Origin of the sequence: Phytobacter sp. V91, from assembly GCF_965644225.1 — a bacterium.
Taxonomy (GTDB): domain Bacteria; phylum Pseudomonadota; class Gammaproteobacteria; order Enterobacterales; family Enterobacteriaceae; genus CBFFRJ01.
Window position 1 is genome coordinate 1 of sequence record NZ_CBFFRJ010000266.1, and the last position, 1,469, is coordinate 1,469.

At 55.5% G+C, this 1,469-nt stretch carries 1 protein-coding gene and 1 pseudogene; both read right to left on the reverse strand.

Going from position 1 to position 1,469, the window contains the following annotated elements; translation table 11 throughout:
* A pseudogene (locus tag ACSZO4_RS25515) lies at positions 1–195 on the reverse strand (hypothetical protein); the annotation flags it as partial.
* Positions 196–264: 69 nt separating this feature from the next.
* Positions 265–1,377: an ABC transporter substrate-binding protein gene (locus ACSZO4_RS25520; protein ID WP_437891876.1), complete on the reverse strand. Its 1,113-nt coding sequence runs from the start codon at positions 1,375–1,377 to the stop codon at positions 265–267.
* Positions 1,378–1,469: the final 92 nt, after the last annotated feature.

Sequence of the window (1,469 nt, forward strand, 5' to 3'; positions counted from 1 at the left end):
CATCACTGCGTTTCGGGATCCTGTGTTCATGGTCAGTGAGTTTTTAAAACGTTTTTCCAGATTCCTAACCATGAACTGTCGCGCATCGTCGGTAAACGCCGCCGTCAGCGAGAACCCCAGCGGGTACAAAAAGAGTATGGCTATCATCAGCGCGGCAGGCGCGACCAGTAACAGATATTTTAACGAACGGCGCATAGCACACCTGACATCAGAATAATGAAACGCTCAGGGCGACGTCCTGCCACGCCTGAGCATTGGCGATAATTAGTTGGCGACCTGGCTTTCGTAGCCCTCTTTTATGTCGTCAAAGTAGGGGGTTATCGGGAAACTTTTACCGTAATCTGCCAGCGCCTTCGGCGAGATTTCCGCGAACAGTTTCTGCCAGGTGGCCGGATCCAGCTTCGGCTTCACATGCTCAGCGTCGATACCCGGATACCAGTTAAACTGCTTCACAATCCCCTGCGCCTGCACTTCCGGGCTGGTTGCCAGCTCGATAAACTCACGCGCCAGTTGCGGGTTTGCCGCCTTCGCCGGGGTCACGTAGTACATTGGTTGCCCTGGCATGCCCGGCGACAGCAGCGCCAGTTTGATTGACGGCGGCAGTTTGCCCTGGTCTTTCCAGCTGTAGAACATATCCACCCACACCGGCCCCATCGTTATCTCGCCCCGGCTGAGCATGTCGAGCGTTCCGGCGTTGCCGGGAGTAAAGGTCACATTCTTATTAAAGGCCTTCAGCTTTTCATAGGCCTGGCCCCAGTTTTTCTCCACGCTTTTATCATAAGGCAGCGCAGACAGACGCTGGGCGTCCGTGCCCCAGGCGTAGATCCAGCCCACCACAAAGCTCACGCCGGACATCCCGTTCTTGATGCCGTTATAGCCGAAAGCCTGGGGGTTCTTCTGCGCCCAGTCCACCAGCTCATCGTAAGACGCAGGCGGCGTTTTGATTGCCTCGCTGTTCCACGCAATGGCGGTCTGACTTAAAAACATCGGCATCACATAGCCATCGACATTCACGCCGAGAGCATTTTTGGCGTTATCTGCGCTGACCATATTGCCAGTGCTAATTTGCTGGCGGTATTTCGCAAGCAGCCCCTTCTCCACCAGCTCGCCACCGACTTTCTGATGCACCACCGCCACATCGATATCCCAGGTCTGCGCGCCACTCTCTCTCTGCGCCGTCAGTTTCTCGATGATTTTATTCGAACCGGCGTCGCCAGGGCCGGTGCCAACCACCTGCACTTTTACCCCCGGATGGGCCGCTTCAAACTTCGGCCCCAGCCAGGTTTTCACGTAGTCCACCATATTCTGATCGCCCGCGGTGGCAACGTTCAGGATGGTGTCGGCCTGTGCGCCGTAGCTCAGGAACAATGCAGTCACTACCGCAGCTTTCGTTTTAGGGAAGGTGCGATTTAATCGGTGGGGTTCAGTGGAGTCCTTATCTGTATTAGCCTTACCTTAGCTGAGCTGTA